Below are 17,997 nucleotides of genomic sequence, written 5' to 3'. Positions count from 1 at the left end.
AATTACTTTTTTAAATCACGACGGATACTTTCCATTAAAGTTTTTCCACCATTGTTTAAAATTTCTTCGGCACAATTTTTCCCGAAGTTTTTATAAGAATCAAAAGTACAACTTTTTTTGATTGTGTGTTTTTCTTTTCCGTCTAAAGAAAATAAAACGCCTTCAAATTCAATCTCTTTTGAATTAAATTTTGCCAATGCACCGATAGGAGCAGTACAACCACCTTCCAAAGTTTTCAAAAATTCGCGTTCAATCTCGGTGCAAATTTCGGTTTCTTTATGATTAAGTTTAGCAAGTGCTTCTTTACAAAATTCGTCTTTTTCCATGGCAACCACTACCATAGCTCCTTGAGCTGGTGCTGGAACCATCCAATCTAAATCGATATAATTTTCAGGTTTTAAATTGATGCGTTCTAAACCTGCAGCAGCAAAAACAGCCCCGTTCCAATCATTATCTTGAAGTTTTTGCATGCGTGTATTTACATTTCCACGTAAATCAACCACGTTATGGTTTGGATATTTATTTAACCATTGCGCTTGACGTCGTAAACTTCCAGTAGCAATTGTTCCTTCCGAATTAAGGAAAGAAGTGTTCCCTTTATGAACAAGAATATCAACTGTGTTAGCGCGTTCTAAAACAGCAGCTTGAACAATACCGATAGGTAGAGCAGTAGGAACATCTTTCATAGAATGCACAGCAATGTCTACTTGATCATTCAACATAGCAATGTCTAATGTTTTAGTGAATATTCCAGTGATTCCTAATTCGTATAATGGTTTGTCTAGAATGATATCGCCTTGAGATTTAACCGCTATAATTTCTGTTTTATAGCCTAAATCATGAAGTTTATTTTGTACTGTGTGTGCTTGCCAAAGAGCTAATTCACTATCACGAGTTCCTATTCGGATTATTTTACTCATTATTTTGCAACCGTTTCTAATTGGAAAATTTTTTCAATCCATTCAATACTTTCATCCACCATTGTTTCGTCATCTTTTAAATGATTTGCAAAGTGATTTGTTATTTTTTGAATGATTCTAGCTGTTATAATTTCAGCTTGTTCTTCATCAAAATTAGCCAATTTTTTTCTTTGAAAGTTTAATTCTCCTTCTTTAATTGTATTTAGTTTGGCTTTTAAAGCATGAATCGTAGGAGCAAATTTACGTTGTTTTGTCCATGCAATAAATTCATCTTTAATTTCGTCAATTATAGCTTCAGCAGCCGGAATGTGTTTTTTTCTATTCTCTAAAGTTTCATCCGTAATCTGAGACAACTCGTCCATATGAACTAATGTAACGCCTTCTAAATCGCGAACATTTTCGTTTACATTTTTAGGAATTGATAAGTCTAAAATTAATAAAGGTTTTTTAAGATTTAAGATAGCTTTATCAATTGTAGGATTTTGTGCTCCTGTTGCCACGACAACTACATCCGCTTTTTGAAGTTCAATTTGTAAATCAGCGTAATCTTTTACAATAACATTAAGTTTTTTGGCTAATTTTTCGGCCTTTTCTTTTGTTCGGTTAATTAATGTTATGTGTTCGTGTTTTGTATGTTTTACTAAGTTTTCACAAGTATTTCTTCCGATTTTTCCTGTTCCAAAAAGCAGAATGTTTTTCGAAGCAATATCTTCAACATTTTTAAAAATGTATTGTACAGAAGCAAATGATACAGAAGTTGCACCAGAGGAGATTTCGGTTTCGTTTTTAATTTTTTTACTAGCTTGGATAACTGCATTGACCAATCTTTCTAAAAAAGCATTTGCTAAGTCAAGTTCTTTGCTTTTTACGAAGGCATTTTTCAATTGACTTATTATTTCAAAATCTCCTAAAATTTGACTATCTAATCCAGTTCCAACACGAAACATATGTGAAATTGCTTCACTATTTTTGTATACGAAAGCAACTTTTTGAAAATCTTCAACAGTACCTTGGCTGTTTTCACATAACAATTTGATTAATTGAAAAGGATGTTGAGCAAATCCGTAAATTTCAGTTCTATTGCATGTTGAAGTTACAATTAGGTTATCAATACCTTCTTCTTTGGCTTGGTTTAATAAGCTGGTTTTAGCTTGGTCATCCAAGTTAAATTTCCCTCTCATTTCGGCATCAGCTTTCTTGTAACTTAAACCCACGGCATAGAAAGTTGGATGCTTTGCAAATGTATTGTTTTCCATGTGATATACTCTTTCCTAAAAGTTAAACAAAATTATATTTTACCTTTTTATAAAAACAACGCTAAAAGGACTTTTTGTGTCGCTTAAAGATATTTTGACTTAATATTCTCTTAATAGCTTTGTTTTTGCTAAATTTGTAATAAACAAGAGGGTTGATTATGTTTTTATATAGAACAATTCTAAATAATAATTTTTTAACCAACTCAACTTATATACGAAAAAATATCGCTAAGGGTTCATTGTGTAAAATTATTTCTGTTGAAAAATTTCAATTATCTTCCATTTGTCTTTGTTTTTTATTGTGCATCAATATTTGCGCAAGGCGAATCTAATATTTGGTATTTTGGTACAAATGCAGGATTAAATTTTAATAATAATCCTCCAACACCTCTTTTAGATTTACCCACAGTAGGCATGTTTTCTTCTGAAGGATGTTCAACAATAAGTGATGGTAACGGAAATTTGTTGTTTTATTCCAATGGTGAAAAAGTTTGGAACAAAAATTTTCAAATCATGTTTAATGGCGATAATTTGGCAGGGCATAATTCTTCAACTCAATCATCTGCTATTATACCTTATCCGGGTACTTATAATAATGCTGAAAACAGATTTGACAAGTATTTTTTAGTTACATTGGATCAATATATTGAACAAAATCCTAGTGTTAATAACAAAGGGGTTTGTTTTTCAGAAATTGATATGACAATGGATGGAGGATTTGGAGGTGTTACAGCAAACAAGAATATTCATCTTTTCGGAACTTCTACAACTGAAAAGGTTTGCGTTGTACCGCATAGTAATGGTTGTGATTTTTGGGTAATTTGTAAAGTTGTAGATAGTTATGATTTTTATGCTTACCACATTTCAAGTAGCGGTTTTAATGTTACACCAGTAGTTAGTAGAACGTCTATTTTTATGAATGCAACTCCAGGACAAATGAAAGCTTCATCTAATAACAAATTGCTTTCTTATGTTTTACCTTCTTACAGCTCCAATCCGGGTTTGTATGTTTTTAATTTTGATAATACAACAGGTTTAATTACGGATAAGTTTGCAGATTTAACTAGTGAAAATCAGTATGGAACAGAATTTTCGCCAGATAGTAAAGTATTGTACAAATGTAGTGGTGTGCAAATTCATCAATATGATGTATCTGTAGCATCAAATGCGGATTTTGTTGCTTCTAAAATAACGACTATCTCTTCAACATCGGGCTTACAATCTATGCAGCTTGGCCCTGATGGAAAAATTTATATCGCCAGATTAATATTAAATGGTTTTCCAAATTATATGGGAGTCATCAACAATCCTAATGTTTTAGGTACAGGATGTAATTATGTGCCTTTGCAACAATATTTAGGAGGGCGTTTTTGTATGGCAGGATTGCCAAATCAGTTAAATAGTTTAATACCATATAATGATATTATTATAGAAAACGAATTTTGTAATGCAATACAAGTTTCATTAGAAAACAATACTAACGTTAACAGCTACTCTTGGAATTTATCTTATGCTAGCTCACCAGGAACTTTCATAAGTAGTTCAAATGAAGAGAATCCTACTTTTAGTTTTCCAGATTATAGTCAAAATTATATTATAACTTGTAATATGGTTTCAAATTGCTACAATAAAACCTACGAGTTATTATATAGACCAACGGCACCAACTTATATAACGCCTACATTTAATATTTCAGCAACTGAATATTGTCAAAATCAAACACCAGAAGTATTATCTACAGTTTCTGTTGAAGGTATTTCAGGAACTTGGCTACCGAATAACATAAACACAAGCGTTGCTGGTACAATAACCTACACTTTTACACCAAGTCCTAATCAGGTTCAATGTGCTAATCCAGTTTCTATTACGATTACTGTTAATCCAGTAGTTTACTTCTCTTTTTCAGATGTAACTATTTGTGAAAATGAAGCAATTGTATTTCCTTCTACAAATGGAATTGTTGGAACATGGTCTCCAGCAAATGTTAGTAACACTCAAAGTACCATTTACACTTTTACACCAAACGAGGCATGTAGTCAACCAGCAACTTGGCAAGTTTTTGTTATTGAAAGTTTTTCAAATTTAAATCTAGTTACTTATGATACTACTATAATTGCAAATGTTGATAATCCAAATGATTTGCTTTTGTATCAATTAGATAATAATAATTTTCAGGGATTGAATTTTTTTGAGAACGTAATGCCGGGTTGTCATACAGTAACTGTTACAGATTTAAATCATTGTACAACACTTTCATCTTCGGTTTTTATTTTTGATTATCCTAAATTTTTCTCACCAAATAAAGATGGATATAATGATTTTTGGAATATTATTTTGGAAAATACAGCTACTAAACTGTATGTTTTTGATCGTTATGGAAAGTTATTGAAAGAAATACGTCAAAATGAAATAGGTTGGGACGGAACATATAATGGGAACAAGCTTCCAGCAACAGATTATTGGTTTGTATTAGAATATGAAGAATGTGGTATTCAAAGAATATTTAAATCAAATTTTACTTTAATTAGATAATAATAAAATACAGTTATGAATTCTTTAGAAGAAATAAAAATTGAAAACGAATTTATTTTATTGCGTTTTCAAAATGATAGTAACGAAACAATTAAAATTGAACGACCTGTAAATCAAGGACTTATTCAGTTTCATTTTGGTTTAAAGGGAAAAGGTAAATTTATATTTAATCAAGGGAATTACGCTTTAGATTTAAAAGAAGAGAAATCGTTATTGTTTTATAATCCTCAAAAAGAATTACCTATTGAATTAGAATTAGCGCCAAACACCTGGGTGATTTCTGTTATTGTTTCTATTAAAAAATTTCACGGTTTATTTTCTTCTGAAGCTGAAAACATTCCTTTTTTAAGCGAGGAAAACAAAGATAAAAAGTATTATAAAGAAAATGACATAAGTCCTTCAATGTCAATTGTTTTGAGTCAGATATTTCATTATAATTTAAACTCGTTTATTAAAAATTTATATTATAAAGGGAAAGGGTATGAATTATTGAGTTTGTACTTTAATCGTACTGAAGATCCAAATGCAGAACAATGCCCTTTTTTAATTGATGAGGAAAATGTATTAAAAATTAGAAAAGCAAAAGATATTATCTTGAATAATATGGCAGAACCCCCAGGACTTCAGGAATTAGCTGATCAAGTTGGACTAAATTTGAAAAAACTTAAAATGGGTTTTAAACAAATTTATGGTGATACAGTCTACGGTTTTTTGTTTGACTATAAGATGGATTATGCAAGACAACTTTTAGATAGTGGATCTTATAATGTAAACGAAGTGGGGTTAAAAATCGGATATAGTACAGGAAGTCACTTTATTGCGGCTTTCAAGAAGAAGTTTGGAACAACTCCTAAAAAATATTTGATGAATTTGAATGCTAATATTGAATAGTTCAATTATATTGATTTTGTAAATCGTATCATAAATAAAAAACGTATATAAAACTTTTCTTAAGAATAAGATTGATTACTTTTATAAAAAAAAGAAAATGAAAAAAGGAGTACTGTTAATTAATTTAGGTTCGCCAGATAGTCCTGAACCTAAAGATGTTAGAAAATATTTAGATGAATTTTTAATGGACGAACGTGTTATCGATGTCCCTTATTTACTTAGAGCCTTACTAGTAAAAGGAATCATTTTAAATACTCGTCCAAAAAAATCAGCTAAAGCATACAAAAAAATTTGGTGGGAAGAAGGTTCACCATTAATTGTGTTATCAAAACGATTACAAAATAAAGTTCAAGAACAAGTAAGTATTCCGGTTTCTTTAGCCATGCGTTATGGAAATCCAAGTTTAGAAGCAGGATTAAAGGAATTGCATAATAAAGGTGTCGATGAAGTTTTGTTGATTCCATTATACCCACAATTTGCAATGGCAACTACTGAAACTATTTTAGTGCTTGCCGAAGATATTCGTAAAAAGCAATTTCCTAATATGGAATTTACTATCCTTCCGGCTTTTTATAACCAACCAGATTATGTGCGAGATTTATCGAATTCAATAAAAGCAGCTTTAGATAATTTTAAATCTGATTATTTGTTGTTCTCTTATCATGGAGTTCCTGAACGTCATATAAGAAAATCGGATGTTACTAAATCGCATTGTAAAATAGATGGCAGTTGTTGTAATACGCCATCAAAAGCGCATGAGTTTTGTTACCGCCATCAATGTTATGAAACAACAAGACAAGTTGCTGAATTTTTAGGTTTAGAAGAAGGAAAATATAGTACTTCTTTTCAGTCGCGTTTAGGTCGTGATCCTTGGTTGCAACCTTATACAGACGCCACTATTGATGGTTTGGCTCAAAAGGGAATCAAAAACTTAGCAGTTGTAACACCAGCTTTCGTGTCGGATTGTTTGGAAACATTAGAAGAAATAGGAATGGAAGCTGCACATAGTTTTAAAGAAAACGGAGGAGAAGATTTCTTGTCGGTTCCGTGTTTGAATGATAATGATGATTGGGTAAAAACAATGAGTCGCTGGATCGATCAATGGGCTTTTCAAAATAGTTAAAAAATGGAATTTTATAATTACTTAAAATCACTGCATTTAATTTTTGTAGTAACTTGGTTTGCTGGGTTATTTTACATGGTTCGCCTTTTTGTATATCATGCCGAAGCAAAACAAAAACCACAACCTGAACAAGATATTTTGATTAAACAATACCAATTGATGCAATACCGTTTGTGGTATATTATTACCTGGCCAAGCGCTATTTTAGCGAGTCTTTTTGCTTTTTGGATGCTATATTTCAATTATGGCTTGATTTATGCTGATTATTTTCAGGTAAAATTATGCTTTGTTTTTTTGTTATATTTATATCATTTAAAATGTCATCAAATTTTTTGTCAGCTTCAAAAAAATGAATCGAAACATTCATCTAGTTTTTTTAGAATTTGGAACGAAGGTGCTACTATTATACTTTTTGCAGTAGTTTTTTTAATAATTGTTAGAGATGCAATTAACTGGATTTATGGTGTAATAGGCATTATAATATTTTCAATTTTACTAATGCTAGGATACAAATTGTACAAAAAAATTAGAGAAAAAAACAACAGCTAATAGTAGCTAAAGAATGGACAGAATTTTCAATTTTAGAACTCTTTCATTACGCGTAAGAATATTTCTTTCCATGATATTCTTAACGATGATTGCTTCTGTCCTTATAGCAGCCGTTTCTATTTATCAGTTTAGAAAAGAAGCACGTGAATACCATCAAGACAGATTAGAAAGAAAAGAAGCTGCCATAACTGAACATATAAATTATGTGCTTCAAACTACTACTTATCCTTTAAGCACCGAGAATATTCCGCTGATTTTCAAAGAAAAAATATTTGAATTATCGGACATTCATAGTATGGAAATTAATTTTTTTGATCTTAAAGGAAAACTTTTAATTTCATCAAAAGCAATTTTCAAACTAGATAAAGACAAACCTAAAATTAATCCTTCAACTTTAAAAATTATTCAATCGTCAATTGATAAACGTTATATTGAATTTTCAAAAGTTGACGGGCAATCGTTTCGATCTTCTTATTCTTATTTAAAGGACACGAAGTTTAAACCGATGGGAATTTTAAATTTACCTTATGAAGAAAACACTGAGTTTTACGATAATGAGGTACAAAATTTCTTAATTCGATTCGGACAGGTTTATGTTTTTATGTTCTTTATTTCTATCGTATTATCTTACTTCTTATCGAGTTATATCACAAAATCTTTAAAGATTATCAGCGATAAAATTCAGGAAACACAATTGAATCAACGTAATGAAAAAATCGTAATTGAAGATGGTAGTAAGGAAATCAACTTGTTAATTAAATCATATAATAGTATGGTTGATAAGTTAGAGGAAAGTGCCACCATTTTAGCGCAAAGCGAAAGAGAACAAGCTTGGAGAGAAATGGCTAAGCAAGTAGCGCATGAAATAAAAAATCCACTAACGCCAATGCGATTAACCATTCAAAGTTTTCAAAGAAAATTTGATGCCAATGATCCTGATATTACAAAAAAACTAAACGATTACACTAAAATTATTTTACAACAAATAGACACCATGAGTTCTGTGGCAAACGCTTTTTCCAATTTTGCAACAATGCCAGCACAACAGAACGAAACATTAAATGTGGTTTATATTGTAAAAATAGCATTGGAGATTTTTAACGAAGATTTCATTCAATTTTCTGCGTTAGAAGATGAAATTATTGCCAAATTAGACCGAACACAATTAATACGTGTAATCACCAATTTGGTAAAAAATGCTATTCAGGCGATTCCGGAAGAACAAGAAAACAAATCGGTTTTTGTAACTGTTTTTAGACAAGATAACGAAGTGAAAATCGCTGTAAAAGATAATGGAAAAGGAATTTCACAAGAAAACTTGGAACGTGTTTTTGAACCTAAATTCACAACAAAATCAAGTGGAATGGGACTTGGACTCGCAATTATTAAAAATATAATTGAAAATTATAACGGAACCATTACCTTTGAAACAGAACCAAATGTAGGGACAGAATTTTTAGTTTCTTTCCCAATAAATAAATAATCAACACTATCAAAATGGAAAATATTCTTATTGAAAAACAAGATGCAATTGCTATTATTACAATTAATAGACCTACAAAATTAAACGCTTTAAATAAAGCTACAATTCAAGAATTACACGAAGGATTTAAATCATTAAATGAAGATAAATCGGTTAAAGTTATTGTTGTGACAGGAAGTGGAGAAAAAGCTTTTGTGGCTGGAGCCGACATTTCAGAATTTGCACATTTTTCTGTAGAAGAAGGAGGCAAATTAGCTGCTCAAGGTCAGGCATTATTGTTTGATTTTGTTCAAAATTTAGACACACCAGTTATTGCTGCAGTTAATGGTTTTGCATTAGGTGGAGGATTAGAATTGGCAATGTCGTGTCATTTTAGAGTTGCTTCAGATAATGCTAAAATGGGATTACCAGAAGTAACATTAGGCGTTATTCCAGGTTACGGAGGAACACAACGTTTGGCACAATTAGTAGGAAAAGGAAGAGCAATGGAAATGATTATGACAGCGGGAATGGTTGATGCTGAAACGGCAAAAAACTATGGTTTAGTAAATCATGTAGTTCCGCAAGCAGAATTATTAGAATTTGCTAAAGGAATTGCTTCAAAAATAACTAAAAATTCTAGTGTTGCTATTGCAAAAGCAATTCAAGCAGTTAATGCAAATTATACCGATGGAATTAATGGTTTTAATGTTGAAATTGAAAACTTTGGTTTTTGTTTTGGAACCGAAGATTTTAAAGAAGGAACAACTGCATTTTTAGAAAAACGTAAAGCAGAGTTTCCAGGGAAATAATTAAAGTAAAAAGTGTTCAGTTTGAGGATATCTAAACTGAACACTTTTTTTATTCTTGTCCGTCCCATTCGGCATAAAACTGACCTAAAAAAGTAACCATAAAATCGTGGCGCTTTTGAGCAATTTTTTTACCTGTTTCGGTATTCATTTTGTCTTTTAAAAGCAATAGTTTTTCATAAAAATGATTCAGTGTTGGGGATTCACTATTTTTATACTCATCTTTTGTCATATTCAATTTGGGCTGAATATTTGGATTGTATAAAGGGCGATTTTTAAACCCACTAATTGAACGTTCTCGCAATTCCAATCGCTCCAATCGCATCTAATCGATCGGCATCTTGTACAATTTCTAATTCTTTAGAATTAAATTTCTTTTCAAAATTCCCACCTTTAAACGAGATATTTTCAATAATTGCAATTACATGCAGAATAACATCTTCTGAAACGTTTTGTGATTCTAAAAAAGTTCTGGCTGTTTTTGGGCCAACAGTTTCATCTCCATTATGAAATTTAGAATCAGCAATATCGTGTAACAGCGCGCCAAGTTTAACAACTTCTAAGTTGCATTCTTCTTCGGAGGCAATTAATAAAGCATTTTTATAAACACGCTCTATGTGAAACCAATCATGACCGCCTTCGGCATTTTCTAATTGTTTTTTTACAAAAAGTATAGTGTTGTCAATTAATGTCATTTTGTGAAAGATGAATTATTTTACCAAAGCAGGTTCAACCCATTTAAAAATATGACTTGTTTCTGGGATTACTATTCGTTCAGAAATTTTGGCCATTCTACTAGGAAGTTTCATTAGATAATCTCTTGCTTTCTCTGCTTCATCAGATAAATTTGCAATTTTATCAATTTCCCATTTGTCAATTAATTTTTGCATAATATCTACATAATCAACAGCCGTATAAACGCCTATTCTTTGTGCAGAATCTGAAAATTGTTCAAAAGCAGTGCTTATTTTTTGACCACTTTCTCTTAAAAAGTGTGCCGGCATTATAATTTTGTGCTTCATCATGTGTTGGAAGGCCAACATCATTTCGCTTGGATCTACTTTAAAAATTTGGTTTACAAATTCGCTGTAAGCTAAGTGATGACGCATTTCATCTCCAGCAATTAAATTACACATTTTATGAAGTTTTTTATCTCCATATTTTTTAGCAATTAATGCAACTCTATTGTGCGAAACATAAGTAGCTAATTCTTGGAAAGAAGTGTAAACAAAGTTTTTGTAAGGATCATTGCTTGTTCCAATGTCAAAACCATCATTAATTAAATGGTGCGTTGTCATTTCAACTTCTCTCATATTTACTCTTCCTGAAAGATATAAATACTTGTTTAAAACATCTCCATGGCGATTTTCTTCACCAGTCCAATGTTTTATCCATTTGTTCCAACCATTACTTTTTTCTTCAGGATTTACTCCTTCAACATTCATCAACCAAGATTCGTAAGTTGGTAAGGCTTCTTCAGTAATAGTATCACCAACTAAAGTTACCCAAAAATCGTAAGGTAAATCTTTGGCAATTTCTCTTAATTCTTTTACATCTTCAAAAAAAGTTTCATTTTGAGAATTTGGCAATAAATCAGTTGGTTGCCAAATTTTCTCAACCGGAATTAAGAATTCTTCCATGAAATGATCGATCTTTTTTTCCAAGAACTGCATCACTTCTAAACGGACGTTTTGTATAGACATGGGTTATTTTTTTATGTGTTCTGTTATAATTTTTTCAGTTTTTTCAAATATCTCTTCAAATGGAACCTCAGAAATTTTCATAGGTTCATGAATAAGTAGCTCTAATTTTGTTCCTAATCCTAATGGAAATTGACCAAACTTTGTCATCTTCCAAGAATTGTTAATTGTAATAGGTAAGAAGTAAGCGTCAGGAGCAAATTTGTACAACATTTTTAATCCATTTACTGCAAATGGTTTTGGTGTTCCTGTTTTGCTTCTTGTTCCCTCTGGAAATATAACGACAGAATAGTTGTTTTTATTTACTAATTCGGCTACTTTTTTAATTTCTGGTAAAGCTTGCTTTGGATCTTTTCTATCGATTAATGCCGATCCACCATGGCGTAAATTATAAGAAACACTTGGAATTCCTTTTCCTAATTCAATTTTACTAATGAATTTTGGATGCACTTTTCTTAAAAACCAAATAATAGTTGTGATATCATGTAAACTTTGGTGATTGGCTACAATAATTAAAGGTTTGTTTTCCGGAACATTTTCCATTCCTTTAATGTGATATGTTGTTCCTAAAACATGCGCTGTTCTAACTAAAAATAAATTTAGGTAAGCAACACTTATACGATGTGCATTATATCCAAAAAGATTAAAGCAAACCCATTGTATAGGATGAAAAACAAATAACCAAAGTAAAAATAGAATGTAATAAACTATTGAAAGTGGATAGGATAGAATTTTTTCCATTTGAAACCAATTTGTGCAAAAGTAAGTTATAAAATAAAAAAACCACCATATTTGGTGGTCTTTCTATATGCTTGCATAGTAAACATTTCTATTTTTTAATCAATAATTGTGCAAACGCCATTTACGCAATCAATATTACTTGGAGCAGTTACTACCATACAATCAGAAACAGCTCCAGTTTGTATATTATATTCGTTGTCCATTTCGTAATATTCATCAACTAAGTTTTGTAATGTAACTTGATCTACCGAGTTTGGATAAACCAAAAATTCTCTTGGTCCACCACAAGGTTTAGCACCAAACGCAATCGAATTACATCCTGAAGCTTCAGCACAAGAATAACTGTTGATATAATCGAGAATTTCTTGTTTTTTTTGAGCCAGTTGTTGAGGTGTAACCGTAGCAACTGATTCATCTTCATTGCATTGAAAACTTTGCAATAGCGTTGCTAAAAGCAAAAATCGAATGATAGTTTTCATAATCTTTTTTCTAATTAGATTAAAAAATCATGAAAAGGTTGCGTTATTTAATTAGCAAAACTCGTTGTAAGCGTCTTTTAAATTTTCAGCAATTAATTCTGCTGGACGACCTTCAATATGATGACGCTCTAACATGTGAACTAATTCTCCATCTTTGAATAATGCCATACTTGGAGAAGACGGTGGAAAAGGGAACATTTCTGCTCTTGCAGCATCAACCGCATCTTTATCAACTCCTGCAAAAACAGTGATTAAATTAGCTGGTTTTTTTCCTCCTTCTAAACTCATTTTTGCTCCTGGACGTGCATTTCTTGCAGCACAACCACAAACAGAATTGATTACAACTAAAGTTGTTCCTTCAGCTTTGATAGCGTTTTTTACGTCATCTGCTGTATATAAATTTTTGAAACCTGCATCTGTTAATTCAGCACGCATTGGGTTTACCATTTCTTCTGGATACATAATGTATATTGTTATAAGTTAACGAATGGCAAAGTTACGAAGTTTTTTGCTTGTTACAGAATAGCAATTCATAAAGATTTGTTATGATTTGATAGTTTGTTTTTATTTAAAAATTCTTAAAAATAACGCCTTTATAAAAAGCATTTTTGGACATTTCCAAATCACTTGTAAATCCTCCGAAAAAGTAGTTTCTTCATCTAAAAATTTAAAAATGACAGTTGAATTTCCTTTTTGAAACATGGATGAAAATATTTTAGAACCCAACTGATTTTTAGCACTTAAAATATCTATTAGCAACAAATCATAAAACCAAAATTTGTCTTTTTTATGGAATTTAGTGAAGTCGGATTCTGATTTTAGAAATTGAACCAAAGCTTTTGATTTTTTTGAAGCGTTTTTAAATGTATAACCGGTACTAGCTTTGGTCCAGCCGCCAGCCGAACCGATATTGATGATGTTTTTCGTGTTGTGTTTCCAAAAAGGATAGCACGTCATCGGAATGTTTCCGTGTTCTTTTTCGATGATTTCGTATTCGGTTATACCAAGATTTTCAATGTATTTTTGAATTTCACCTTCGTATTCTTCTTTTGAAAGTAAATCTCTTGAAAACAAGGTGTATTCTAGCAAAGCTTCAGTTGAAGATGTTGGTAAAACATACATAAAGCGTGTATTGCCTTTTTGCTTCACCGAAAAATCCATGAAAGTGGCGCAATTTGGAGTAAAAACCGCTTCTTTACTTTTGATAAACCAACCAATGAAATGTTGTTGAATTAAAGGGAATTTGTTTTGTTTTTTTACAATTTCTGGATTGTAAATAGAATTGAAGATTTTGTTACAAGTGAAAGTTACTGATTCTGTTTTTACAACACAATGATTGCCTAATTCAGTAAAATCAACTACTGTATGATTTAAAAAATGAATGTTTTTATGATCTGAAATCTTCTTGAAAACCAATTCGTAAAAATCTAAACCATTAATTTTCTTGTATTGATAAGGCGTTAATTCTAAAATTCGATTGAATTTTTCATTAGTAAAAATCGCTTGATTCCATTTTTTTGAAACGATTTCATCAAATAAATTATCTTCTTCCCAAAAACACCAAGTTCTATCGTTTGCTTTTTTAGTGTTTTCATCAATTAGCAAAATGGATTTATCCTCAAACTTTCCAGATAAAAGCATTTCATAAACGGTCATTAAAGCCGATAATCCTGAACCTGTAAAAATGTAATGATAATGTTGCATTAATAAATGGTATATCGAATTCCTAAAAAACCTCTAATTCCTTGGTTGGGTGCATAGACGTAACTTGGGTCAAAAGTTAAGGCGTATGGATTTGTTGGTGTCGCTAAAACATTTCCATTCGTATCATATTCTACACCTTCATCAAAAGGATCATTTGCTCTAGCTATCAAAAATGGAGTGCTTTTGTTAGGCGTCCAATTCAATATATTTTTCACACCTCCATAAAGTTCAAAACTACGAAATTTTTTATAAGTAAATTGAATGTTTTGCAAACTCCAAATAGGAGAATATTCGGGTCTTGGATCTAAATCACTTAATAATGGCAAACGCATCGGACCATATAAATTTCCAGTGTAGTCGATGGCTAAAAACCATTTTGGAATTTCGTACGTTATAGCCCAATTGGCGCTATATTTTTCTGTTAAAGCAGGTGTTGAACTTACTCCGTTTTGCACATTTTTCGGTTCCATAATTGTGAAACCAACAATTGCTTTCAATCCAAAAGGTGTAACCAAATCGACATTGCCACTAATTCCTAAAGTTTGTGCATAACCGTTTAAGTTGGTATAAATAATTTGGTTCGGATTTGTGTCGTAATCTGGAATAATTTGGTTGTTAAAATACGTGTACCAAGCCGAAGTTTCAAATCCTAAAAAAGTGCCGTTTTCAAATCTAATTTTTTTCAAATAATTTAAATTGACGTTGTAGGAAGTTTCAGGTTTTAAATCTTCGGTAATTATTACATCTCTTGAACCTGTTAAAGCGGCGTGCTCTTCGGTAAATAAATTTACGATTCGAAATCCAGTTCCCGCATTAATTCGGAATACATCGTTTTCTGTTGGATTCCATTTGTAAGCAATTCTCGGTGTAAATATGTTGCCGTGATTGTTGTTGTAATCGTATCTAGCACCTAATAAAATATGATGTTTTGGAGCCAATTTTATTTCATCTTGAAGAAAAATGCTATAGATTTTTGTTTGTTCTGCAGTCGTTGTAGCTGTTGTATTATCGTCATAATATTGATAACGAAAAGCAGCTCCCAATAACAAATTGTGGTTTTCTAATTTTTTATCCCAAGTATATTGTCCGAAAGCATTTTTTTGATTCGCTAAGTAAATGGTATTTCCGTACACCGAATTTTGGTCGTGTGCTGTCATTGAAAACGATAAATTCATGTTTTCTGTAGTTGGTAATTGATATTTACTCAAAAGTTCTAAACGTTTTGTATAAATACTTTCACCATACACTTCCGAGCCACCACGATACGATTTGTTCCATTGCATTTCGCCACCCCAACGGTCTTCGTAAAAAAGGCGTCCTGCGATGGTGAACTCTTTATTGTTTTTTCGATCGAAATTCCATTTGTTGAAGACGGAAATTCGTTCTTGCAAGGTTACATCGGTAAAATTATCGTTGTTGTTGTCAATAGGTTGGTTGTAATTGTAATAATTGATGCCGACTAGGGTCATTGCTTTTTTCCCAACCGAACTTTTCCAACCTAAATCCACATTGTTTTCCAACCAAGAAGTTGAAAATATATCAGCCGAAAATAATGGAGCGGTTGTTGGTTTTTTTGTAATGATATTGATTAATCCACCAACAGCTTCACTTCCGTACAAACTTGAAGCTGGACCTTTTACCACTTCAATTCTGTCGATTAATGAGTTTGGAATTCCAGATAAACCGTAAACTGTTGAAAGTGCACTAACAATTGGCATTCCGTCAATAGTAACCATTGTGTACGGGCCTTCTAATCCGTTAATATGAATGTCGCCCGTGTTGCAAATATTACAATTGAGTTGTGGTCGAACGCCATTTACGTTTTGTAAAGCTTCAAAAATATTTGATGTTGGGTTTTTCTTTAAAAAGGCTGTCGTATACACTTCGACCGGAACAGGCGTTTCCATTCTTGAAACAGGTTTTAGTGTTCCTGAAACCACCACATCATCTAAAACATTTGCATCTTCAATTAGGTTAAAGTTAAGGGTTGTTTCGTTGTTTTCTGTGACCGTTATGTTCTTTTTTTCGGGTTTAAACCCAATGTAGGAAGCGGTAATTGTATAAGAACCTACAGGTATATTTTCAAATGTATACATTCCGTTTTCATTGGTTTCTACTCCTTTACTAAGTTCTTTTATATAGATAGTAGCATAAGCTAAAACCTCATTATTAGAGGTCACTTTTCCTTTTATGGTGTTTTGTGAAAAAGTAAAAAGTGAAAAAAGCAGGGTTGTATAAATAAATATTTTAAAAATCATAAAATTAAATTTAGATAAATCTAAAAATAAAACATTTACAAAACTAAAAAACTTTATATATTTGTAAAAATGAATTGTTTATGACCATTTCGGAAGAAAATTATATTAAAGTTATTTATCATTTGTCGTTGGTTTCTCCAAAAGGTGTCAACACGAACGCTATTGCGGGAATGCTCGATACCAAAGCGTCATCTGTTACCGATATGTTGAAGAAACTATCGGATAAAAATTTGGTGAGTTATCAAAAATACCAAGGTGTTACATTAACGGATAAAGGGTTTTATTTAGCCAAAATGATTGTAAGAAAACACCGTTTGTGGGAAGTTTTTTTAGTAGATAAATTAAGTTTTTCTTGGGATGAAGTGCACGAAATAGCTGAAGAATTAGAACACATTAAATCCGAAAAATTGATTAATAGATTGGATGCGTTTTTAGGATTTCCAGTAGCTGATCCACACGGAGATCCTATTCCTGATGCAAAAGGTGTGATTAAAAAAATTGAGAAACAACTTTTATCAGAAGTAGAAATTAATGCATCTTTTCACTGCGTCGGTGTAAAAGATTCTTCTACCGATTTTTTAAAATATTTAGACAAGCAAAAAATAGCATTAGGTTCGGTTGTAAAAGTAATTGACAAAGAAGATTTTGATGATACTTTAACGGTTGAAATCGATGGAAAACGCTTAACGATTTCGAATAAAATTGCTAATAATTTATACGTTCAATAATTATGTTTGATTCAATTATTCATTTTTTTGAGAGTATTGATCCCATTTTGGCGGCATTTTTAGCCACTACATTTACTTGGGGTTTAACGGCATTTGGTGCTTCATTTGTGTTCTTTTTTAAGAATATGAATCGTGTAGTGTTAGATGGAATGCTAGGTTTTACTGGAGGTGTTATGGTGGCAGCAAGTTTTTGGAGTTTATTAGCTCCTGCTATCGAAATGAGTCATGGTGATGGTTTTGTAAAAGTAATTCCAGCTGCGGTTGGATTTGCTTTGGGTGCTATGTTCATTTTTGGATTGGATAAAGTATTGCCTCACATGCATATTAATTTCAAAGAAACTGAAGGAATAAAATCGCCTTGGCAACGTACAACTCTTTTGGTTTTGGCTATTACATTGCATAATATTCCAGAAGGATTAGCTGTTGGTGTTTTGTTTGGTGGTGTTGCAGCAGGAATTCCAGAAGCATCAATTGCAGGAGCAGTTACTTTAGCCATAGGAATTGGAATTCAAAATTTCCCTGAAGGAATTGCCGTTTCTATGCCATTACGAAGAATGGGAATGGGTCGTATGAAAAGTTTCATGTATGGCCAATCCTCGGCAATCGTTGAACCTATCTTTGGAGTAATTGGTGCTGTTGCAGTTACTTTTTTCACTCCAATTTTGCCTTATGCATTAGCTTTTGCTGCTGGGGCCATGATTTTTGTTGTTGTTGAAGAAGTTATTCCCGAGACTCAACAAGATAAAAATACAGATATCGCCACATTAGGTTTTATAGGTGGTTTTATTGTAATGATGGTTTTAGATGTGGCTTTAGGTTAATGACATGCGCAATCATCACCGCAA

Annotated in this window: 16 protein-coding genes and 1 pseudogene; 8 read left to right on the top strand and 9 right to left on the bottom strand. The window is 31.8% G+C overall.

The window, feature by feature from the left end; all coding sequences use genetic code 11:
• Nucleotides 1-2 precede the first annotated feature (2 nt).
• Together hemC and hemA are read right to left on the bottom strand one after the other, a co-directional pair.
• Nucleotides 3-923 carry a hydroxymethylbilane synthase gene (gene hemC / locus LOS89_RS12620; RefSeq protein WP_231837083.1) on the bottom strand — a complete coding sequence of 307 codons (921 nt, stop codon included), beginning with the start codon at nt 921-923 and terminating at the stop codon, nt 3-5.
• Nucleotides 920-2,176: a glutamyl-tRNA reductase gene (gene hemA, locus LOS89_RS12615; RefSeq protein ID WP_231835594.1), complete on the bottom strand. Its 1,257-nt coding sequence runs from the start codon at nt 2,174-2,176 to the stop codon at nt 920-922. Before hemA ends, hemC begins: the two co-directional genes overlap by 4 nt.
• A 258-nt stretch (nt 2,177-2,434) precedes the next feature.
• Here hemA and LOS89_RS12610 point away from each other — a divergent pair, with 258 nt between their 5' ends.
• The 6 genes from LOS89_RS12610 (at nt 2,435) to LOS89_RS12585 (ending at nt 9,545) form a co-directional block, all read left to right on the top strand.
• Nucleotides 2,435-4,708: a T9SS type B sorting domain-containing protein gene (locus LOS89_RS12610; protein WP_231835593.1), complete on the top strand. Its 2,274-nt coding sequence runs from the start codon at nt 2,435-2,437 to the stop codon at nt 4,706-4,708.
• Nucleotides 4,709-4,723: 15 nt separating this feature from the next.
• Complete coding sequence (locus LOS89_RS12605) at nt 4,724-5,599, top strand: helix-turn-helix domain-containing protein (protein ID WP_231835592.1); 876 nt, start codon at nt 4,724-4,726, stop codon at nt 5,597-5,599.
• 97 nt (nt 5,600-5,696) lie between these two features.
• Nucleotides 5,697-6,722 (top strand): ferrochelatase, encoded by a 1,026-nt coding sequence (gene hemH, locus LOS89_RS12600; protein ID WP_231835591.1) that lies wholly within the window; start codon nt 5,697-5,699, stop codon nt 6,720-6,722.
• Between the two features lie 3 nt (nt 6,723-6,725).
• Nucleotides 6,726-7,271 carry a CopD family protein gene (locus tag LOS89_RS12595; protein ID WP_231835590.1) on the top strand — a complete coding sequence of 182 codons (546 nt, stop codon included), beginning with the start codon at nt 6,726-6,728 and terminating at the stop codon, nt 7,269-7,271.
• Between the two features lie 70 nt (nt 7,272-7,341).
• A complete protein-coding gene (locus LOS89_RS12590) occupies nt 7,342-8,754 on the top strand; it encodes a sensor histidine kinase (RefSeq protein ID WP_231837082.1) in 1,413 nt (470 codons plus the stop codon).
• A gap of 8 nt (nt 8,755-8,762) precedes the next feature.
• On the top strand, nt 8,763-9,545 hold the full coding sequence (locus tag LOS89_RS12585; protein ID WP_231837080.1) for an enoyl-CoA hydratase/isomerase family protein: 783 nt from the start codon (nt 8,763-8,765) through the stop codon (nt 9,543-9,545).
• Between the two features lie 49 nt (nt 9,546-9,594).
• Here LOS89_RS12585 and LOS89_RS12580 read toward each other — a convergent pair.
• The 7 genes and pseudogenes from LOS89_RS12580 to LOS89_RS12550 all read right to left on the bottom strand — a co-directional run bounded on the left by LOS89_RS12580 (nt 9,595) and on the right by LOS89_RS12550 (nt 16,424).
• A pseudogene (locus LOS89_RS12580) lies at nt 9,595-10,237 on the bottom strand (HD domain-containing protein).
• 15 nt (nt 10,238-10,252) lie between these two features.
• Nucleotides 10,253-11,245: an acyl-ACP desaturase gene (locus tag LOS89_RS12575; protein WP_231835589.1), complete on the bottom strand. Its 993-nt coding sequence runs from the start codon at nt 11,243-11,245 to the stop codon at nt 10,253-10,255.
• Nucleotides 11,246-11,248: 3 nt separating this feature from the next.
• Complete coding sequence (locus tag LOS89_RS12570) at nt 11,249-11,983, bottom strand: lysophospholipid acyltransferase family protein (RefSeq protein WP_231835588.1); 735 nt, start codon at nt 11,981-11,983, stop codon at nt 11,249-11,251.
• 95 nt (nt 11,984-12,078) lie between these two features.
• Nucleotides 12,079-12,462 (bottom strand): hypothetical protein, encoded by a 384-nt coding sequence (locus LOS89_RS12565; RefSeq protein ID WP_231835587.1) that lies wholly within the window; start codon nt 12,460-12,462, stop codon nt 12,079-12,081.
• 51 nt (nt 12,463-12,513) lie between these two features.
• Entirely contained in the window at nt 12,514-12,924 is a 411-nt protein-coding gene (locus LOS89_RS12560; RefSeq protein WP_231835586.1) for a BrxA/BrxB family bacilliredoxin, read from the bottom strand.
• A gap of 102 nt (nt 12,925-13,026) precedes the next feature.
• Entirely contained in the window at nt 13,027-14,166 is a 1,140-nt protein-coding gene (locus LOS89_RS12555) for a lycopene cyclase family protein (RefSeq protein ID WP_231835585.1), read from the bottom strand.
• On the bottom strand, nt 14,166-16,424 hold the full coding sequence (locus LOS89_RS12550) for a TonB-dependent receptor (RefSeq protein WP_231835584.1): 2,259 nt from the start codon (nt 16,422-16,424) through the stop codon (nt 14,166-14,168). The genes LOS89_RS12555 and LOS89_RS12550 overlap by 1 nt, the downstream gene beginning before the upstream one ends.
• A gap of 80 nt (nt 16,425-16,504) precedes the next feature.
• On the opposite strand from LOS89_RS12550, the gene LOS89_RS12545 reads away from it, so the two are divergent.
• Together LOS89_RS12545 and LOS89_RS12540 are read left to right on the top strand one after the other, a co-directional pair.
• Entirely contained in the window at nt 16,505-17,152 is a 648-nt protein-coding gene (locus tag LOS89_RS12545) for a metal-dependent transcriptional regulator (protein ID WP_231835583.1), read from the top strand.
• Nucleotides 17,153-17,154: 2 nt separating this feature from the next.
• Nucleotides 17,155-17,973: a ZIP family metal transporter gene (locus tag LOS89_RS12540; protein WP_231835582.1), complete on the top strand. Its 819-nt coding sequence runs from the start codon at nt 17,155-17,157 to the stop codon at nt 17,971-17,973.
• Nucleotides 17,974-17,997 lie beyond the last annotated feature (24 nt).

It is taken from the genome of Flavobacterium channae (assembly GCF_021172165.1).
GTDB classification, from domain to species: domain Bacteria; phylum Bacteroidota; class Bacteroidia; order Flavobacteriales; family Flavobacteriaceae; genus Flavobacterium; species Flavobacterium channae.
The sequence above is the reverse complement of the archived record's forward strand: the minus strand, read 5'-3'. Positions and strand labels throughout refer to the sequence as shown.